Source organism: Corallococcus sp. BB11-1 (assembly GCF_026626625.1).
Lineage (GTDB): Bacteria > Myxococcota > Myxococcia > Myxococcales > Myxococcaceae > Corallococcus > Corallococcus soli.
Genome location: NZ_JAPNJY010000044.1, coordinates 386,582 through 393,303 on the forward strand (window position 1 = coordinate 386,582; position 6,722 = coordinate 393,303).

General features: G+C 70.2%; 1 protein-coding gene (cut by a window edge). It reads right to left on the reverse strand.

Translation table 11 applies throughout. The features are described from left to right. A protein-coding gene (locus OV207_RS37610) for a non-ribosomal peptide synthase/polyketide synthase (RefSeq protein ID WP_267559865.1) crosses the window boundary here: on the reverse strand, positions 1-6,709 show its start. 22,385 nt of this gene lie to the left of the window's left edge; only the first 6,709 of its 29,094 coding nucleotides appear in the window; the start codon lies at positions 6,707-6,709; its stop codon lies off the left edge, out of view. Between the last annotated feature and the right edge of the window lie 13 nt (positions 6,710-6,722).

Consider the following 6,722-nt stretch of genomic DNA (forward strand, 5'->3'; position numbering starts at 1 on the left):
TCAGCGACTCATTCAATGACTTCGGCAGGAGCACCGAGGCATTGGCGCCATGGAAGCGCTGCACCGCCGGACGCGACCGGTCCGTCGGCACCTCCAGCGCATGCGGGGCTCCGGCCAACTGCTGACGCCACCAACCGAGCTGCGCCTCCAGCACCTCGTCCTTCAGCCAGCCGCGCTGCCAGGCTGCGTAGTCCGCGTACTGCACCGCCAGCTCCGGCAGCGGCGACGGGCGGCCCGCTGCATACGCGCCGTAGAGCGCCGACACTTCGCGCACCAGCACGTCCATCGACCAGCCGTCTGACACGATGTGGTGCATCACCAGCACCAGTGCGTGATCCGTCTCCGTCAACCGCACCAACGTCGCGCGGAAGAGCGGCCCTTGGCTCAGATCGAACGGACGCAGCGCGTCCGTGCTCACCTGCTTCCGCAACTCCAGCTCACGCTGTGCTTCGGGCAGGCCCTCCAGCGCCTTGAAGGCCCAGGCCACTTCCTGCGACGGAGCGACGACCTGGAAGGGCTGGCCGTCATGCACCTGGAACGTCGTGCGCAGGGACTCGTGACGCCGCACCAGTTCCTGGAAGGTCCGACGCAGGGCTTCCACGTCCACGGTGCCGGTCAGCCGCACCGCCAGGGGGAGGTTGTACGACGCGCCTCCCGGCTGGAGTTGATCGAGCAACCACAGGCGCTGCTGAGCGAAGGACAGCGGCTCACGGCCCGTCCTCGGCTGGGCCTCCAGCTGCGGGGCCGTCAGTGCGAGCCCCGCGCTTCGGGCCGTCTCCACCTTGAGGGTCAGCTCCTCGACCGTGGGGGCTTCGAAGAGGGCTCGCAACGGCAGTTCGACGTTGAAGGCCGTGCGGATGCGCGACACCGCTTGCGTCGCCAGCAGCGAATGGCCTCCCAGTTCGAAGAAGCTGTCCTGGATGCCCACCTGCTTCACGCCCAGCACCTGGGCCCAGAGGTTCGTCAGCACCTCCTCGGTCTTCGTGCGCGGGGCCACGTACTTCTGCGTGCGCTCCGCGCCTGCCTCCGGCTTCGGCAGGGCCTTGCGGTCCACCTTGCCGTTGGCGTTGAGCGGCAGCGCCTCCAGCACCACGAAGGCCGACGGCACCATGTACTCCGGCAGCCGCCCCTTCAGCGCACCGCGCAGCGTCGCCGCGTCCGCCGTCTGGCCCGCCTGCGCCACCACGTACGCCACCAGTCGCTTGTCGCCCGGTGCGTCCTCCCGCACCACCACCACCACGTCCCGCACCTGCGCCTGCTCGCCCAACGCCGCCTCGACTTCTCCCAGCTCGATGCGGAAGCCTCGCACCTTCACCTGGAAGTCCATCCGGCCCAGGTACTCCAGCGCCCCGTCCCGGCCCCACCGCACCTTGTCTCCCGTGCGATACAGCCGCGCTCCCGGCTCCTCGCTGAAGCCGTCCGGCACGAAGCGCTCCGCCGTCAGCCCGGGCTGGCCCAGGTAGCCGCGCGCAAGGCCTTCTCCGCCCAGGTACAGCTCGCCCGGCACGCCCACCGGCACCGGCTGACCCTTCGCGTCCAGCACGTACGCCTGCGTACCTTCCAGCGGACGCCCAATCCGCGGCTCCGTCTTCGCCCCGCGCTCCACTCGCGCGTGCGTCGAGTACGTCGTGTCCTCCGTCGGGCCGTAGAGGTTGTTGACCTCCTTCACCTGCCCCAGCCCGTACAGCGCCTGCACCAGCCGGTTCGGCAGCGCTTCGCCCGCCAGGTTCACCGTCTGCACCGTGGCCGGAATGCCTCCGCTTCGCACCAGCTCCGCCACCGCCGACGGCACCGTGTTCAGCAACGTGACACGCCCGGCTTCCTTCAGCCCCGCCAGCGCCAGCGCGTTCTCCGCCACCACCACCGTGCCGCCACTCACCAGCGGCGCGAAGACTTCAAACACCGACAGGTCGAAGTTCAGCGACGTCGCCGCAAGCACGCCCTTCAACTGCTCAGCCTTGAACGTCCCCGTCGCCCACTTCAGGAACGCCACCGCGCTCGCGTGCGTCACCGCCACGCCCTTCGGACGACCCGTGCTTCCCGACGTGTACAGCACATACGCCAACTGCTCCGCAGCGCTCGTGAGCGCCACCGTCGCTTCCGAGTACGCGGCCAGCACGCTCGCGTCCGCGTCCAGACGCACGCGCTGACCCGTGAACTCCGGCAGCACGTCTTCCAGGCCCGCCTGCGTCACCACCACCGAAGCGCTCGTGCCCTCCAGCATGTAGGCCAGTCGGTCCTTCGGGTACGTCGCGTCCAGCGGGACGTAGGCCGCTCCCGCCTTCAGCACGCCCAGCAGCGCCACCACCATCTCCGCCGAGCGCTCCACGCACACGCCCACCCGGCTCTCTTCTCCCACCCCCAGCGTCCGCAGGTGACGCGCCAACTGATTCGCTCGCGCCTCCACCTGCGCGTAGCTCAGCGCCGCACCCTCGTGCACCACCGCCACCGCACCCGGCGTCTTCGCAGCCTGGGCCGCGAAGAGAGCATGGAGGGTTTCCGGCCCCTCATGCTTCCGGGCCGGCGTACCCGCGAAGCCCTTCAGCACCTGCTGGCGCTCTTCCGCCTCCAGCAGCGGCAGCGCCCAGACGCTCGCATCCGCGTTCTTCGTGATCGCGCCCAGCAACGTCCCGAGATGCCCCAGCAGCCGCTGGGCCGTCTCCGCGTCGTACAGGTCCGTGTTGTATTCGAGCGATGCAGCGAGGCCTCGACCCGTCTCCGCCATTCCCAGGGACAGGTCGAACTTCGCGGTCGTTCCTTCCGTCTCCACCGGGCTCAGCACGAGCCCACCCGGCAACGCTTCCCCTGCGCCGCCCGGCGTATTCTGGAGCGTGAACATCACCTGGAAGAGCGGCGAGCGGCTCAGGTCGCGCTCCGGCTTCAGCTCCTCCACCAGCTTCTCGAAGGGCACTTCCTGGTGCGCGTACGCGCCCAGCGTCGTCTCGCGAACCTGTCGGAGTGCCTGACGGAAGCTCGCGCCGTCCTCCAGCTTCGTGCGCAACACCAGCGTGTTCACGAAGAAGCCGATGAGGCCCTCCAGCTCCGTGCGGTTGCGGCCCGCGATGGGCGTTCCCACGCTGATGTCCTGCTGCCCGCTGTACCGGGCGAGCAACACCTGCCATGCGGTCAGCAGCACCATGAAGGACGTCGCGCCCTCCTGACGGGCCAGGGCCGCCACTCCCTCCTCGATGGCTCGCGGCAACTGGATCCCGGTCCTCGCGCCCCGGAAGCTCTGCGTCGCGGGGCGCGGCCGATCCGTCGGCAGCTCCAGCGCGTGCGGGGCTCCCTCCAACTGCTGGCGCCACCAACCGAGCTGTCCCTGCAGGACGTCTCCTCGCAACCAGCCGCGCTGCCAGGCCGCGTAGTCCGCGTACTGCACTTCCAGCTCCGGCAGCGGCGACGCGCGACCCGCGGCATAGGCGCTGTAGAGCGCGCCCACTTCGCGCACCAGCACATCCATGGACCAGCCGTCGGACACGATGTGGTGCATCACCAGCACCAGGACGTGTTCCGTGTCCGACAGCCGCGCCAGCTTCACGCGGAAGAGCGGCCCCCGGCTCAGATCGAACGGACGGGTGGTCTCCTCCCTCGCGAACCGGTTCACTTCGGCGGCCTGCTCGGAGGCAGTCCTTCCCGCGAGCGAGATCACCTCAAGCGCGGATACGACGTGAGGAGCGATGACCTGGACCGGCTGGCTGTCCCGGGTCTCGAAGGTCGTCCGCAAGGCCTCGTGCCGACGCACCAGCTCCGCGAACGTGCGCTGCAGGGCCGGCACATCCAGGCGCCCCGACAGCTTCACCGCGGTGGCCATGTTGTAGGAGGCACTGCCGGGCTGGAGCTGATCCAGGAACCACAAGCGCTGCTGCGCGAACGACAGCGGCAGGTCGCTGGCGGCGCGGTCCACCGCCACGAGCTTCGGGACCTGGGCTTCCTGCCCGGCCCGTTGCGCGGCCTCCACCCGCAGCGCGAGCTTGGCGACGGTGGACGCCTCGAAGAGGGCCCGGAGCGGCAGCTCCACGCCGAAGGCGCTGCGCACCCGCGACATCGCCTGCGTCGCCAGCAGCGAGTGCCCGCCCAAGTCGAAGAAGTTGTCCTCCGCCCCCACCCTCGCCACGCCCAGCACCTGCGCCCACACCTGCGCCAGCAACTCCTCCGTCGGCGTGCGCGGCGCCACGTGCTGCCCCGCCTCCTGCGCACCGTCCGGCGTCGGCAGCGCCTTGCGGTCCACCTTCCCGTTCGGCGTCAGCGGCAGCGCCTCCAGCACCACGAACGCCGCCGGCACCATGTACTCCGGCAGCCGCTCGCGCAGGAAGTCGCGCAGCCCCACGGCCTCCGTCCCCTCCGGCGCCACCACGTACGCGATGAGCCGACGCGGCTCCTCCCGCAGCAGCACCACCGCCGTGCGCACCGCCGGGTGCTTGCCCAGCACCGACTCGATTTCGCCCAGCTCCACCCGGAAGCCACGCAGCTTCACCTGCGTGTCCGCCCGGCCCAGGAACTCGATGTTCCCGTCCGACAGGTGCCGCGCCCTGTCCCCGGAGCGGTACAGCCGTGAGCCCGGTGCCCCGTACGGGTTGGGCACGAAGCGCTCCGCCGTCAGCTCCGGACGGTGGCAGTACCCGCGCGTCACGCCCTCTCCGCCAATGTACAGCTCGCTCGCCACCCCTGACGGCACCGGCTTCAGCGCACCGTCCAGCACGTACATCCGCACGTTCGCGAAGGGCTTCCCAATCGGCACCAGCCGGTTGTCTCCCGCTGCCAGCGCGTCGCTCTCGAACCACGTGCTGTCAATCGTCGTCTCGCTGATGCCGTACGAGTTGATGAGGCGCGTGCTGGCTCCAATCACCCCTCGGATGCGCCGGTACTCATTCACGTACCAGGCGTCCGAGCCCGCGATGAGCACCTTCATCGCCTCCAGCCGCTGCCCCGTCTCCTCCAGGTGCTGCAACAGCCCTCGCAGCACCGCTGGCACGAACTCCGCGCAGTCGACGCCCTCCGCCTCCATCAACCCGTGCAGCTTCCCAGGCTCCAGCAGCCACTCGCGCGGGCTCAGCACCAGCTTGCCTCCCGAGCACAGCGCTCGGGACAAGTCCCCGCCGAAGACGTCGAAGGAGAAGCTCGCCATCTGCAGGTGGCTGCGGCACGTCTCCTTCAGCCCGTAGCTTCGCTCCCACCCCAGGTACGCGTTCGCCCAGCTGCGGTGCGACACCATCACGCCCTTCGGCGTTCCCGTGCTCCCCGACGTGAAGACGACGTACGCCAGGTTCTCCGACGAAGCCGTGCGTACGGGCGCGTCTGTGGGCAGGCCCGCGCGGGCGGCGGCCTCCACCTCCAGCAGGTAGCGCGGCAGGCCCGGCGCCTCCACCGTGCCCTCCAGCGACTGCTGCGTCAGCAGCAGCGACATCCTCGACTCGGACACCATCAGCGCCAGTCGGTCCGCCGGGTACGACGGGTCCAACGGCACGTACGCGCCCCCTGCCTTGAGGATGCCCAGCAGCGCCACCAGCAGCCTCGGCGTGCGCTCCAGGCACACGCCCACCAGCACCTCGGGGCCCACCCCGAGGCTTCGCAGGTGGTGCGCCAACTGGTTCGCCTGCGCCTCCAGCTCCCCGTACGTCAGCGCCGCTTCTCCTGGCGCCACCACCGCCTGCGCTCCCGGCGTCCGCTTCGCCTGCTCCGCGAAGCGCTCCGGAATCCCCTGCCCCTCAGGCAGCGCCACGTCGGTGTCGTTCCACTCGACGAGCACCTTGCGCCGCTCCGCCTCGCCCAGCATCGGCAGGTCCAGCACCCGCGCATCCGGGCTCGACGCGATGCCCTCCAGCAGCACGCTGAAGTGCGCCAGCAGTCGCTGGGCCGTCGCCGCGTCGAAGAGGTCGGTGTTGTATTCGAGCGACGCCGACAGGCCCTGGCCCCGGTCTCCCATGTCCAGCGACAGCTCGAACTTGGCGGTGTCGCCTTCGGCATCCACCGGCTGCAAGCGCAGTCCGGTCGGGAGCTGCGCCGTGGGCAGGGGCGCGTTCTGGAGCGAGAACATCACCTGGAAGAGCGACGAGCGGCTCATGTCGCGCTCGGGCTTCAGCTCCTCCACCAGCTTCTCGAACGGCACCTCCTGGTGCGCGTAGGCGCCCAGCGCCACCTCCCGCACCTGCCGCAGCACCTGACGGAAGGTGGCATCCCCCGCGACCTGAGTGCGCAGGACCAGCGTGTTGATGAAGAAGCCGATGAGGCCTTCCAGCTCCGTGCGGTTGCGGCCCGCGATGGGCGTACCCACGCTGATGTCGTCCTGCCCGCTGTAGCGGGAGAGCAGCACCTGCCATGCGGCGAGCAACGTCATGAAGGGCGTCGCGCCCTCCTCGCGGCTCAACGCCCACAGGGTATCGCGCAGCGACAGGGGCATCGTCACGGAGCAGCTGCTGCCCCGGAACGTCTGCACCGCCGGACGCGGCCGATCCGTCGGCAGCTCCAGCGCGTGCGGTGCGCCGCCCAGCTGCCGCCTCCAGTAGGCGAGCTGCGCCTCCAGCACGTCGCCCTGCAACCAGTCGCGCTGCCAGGCCGCGTAGTCCGCGTACTGCACCGCCAGCTCCGGCAACGGCGAGGGCTGCCCGGTGCTGTACGCGCCGTAGAGGGCCGCCACCTCCCGCACCAGCACCCCACGCGACCAACCGTCGGAGACGATGTGGTGCACCGACAACAGGAGCACGTGCTCCACGGCCGACAACCGG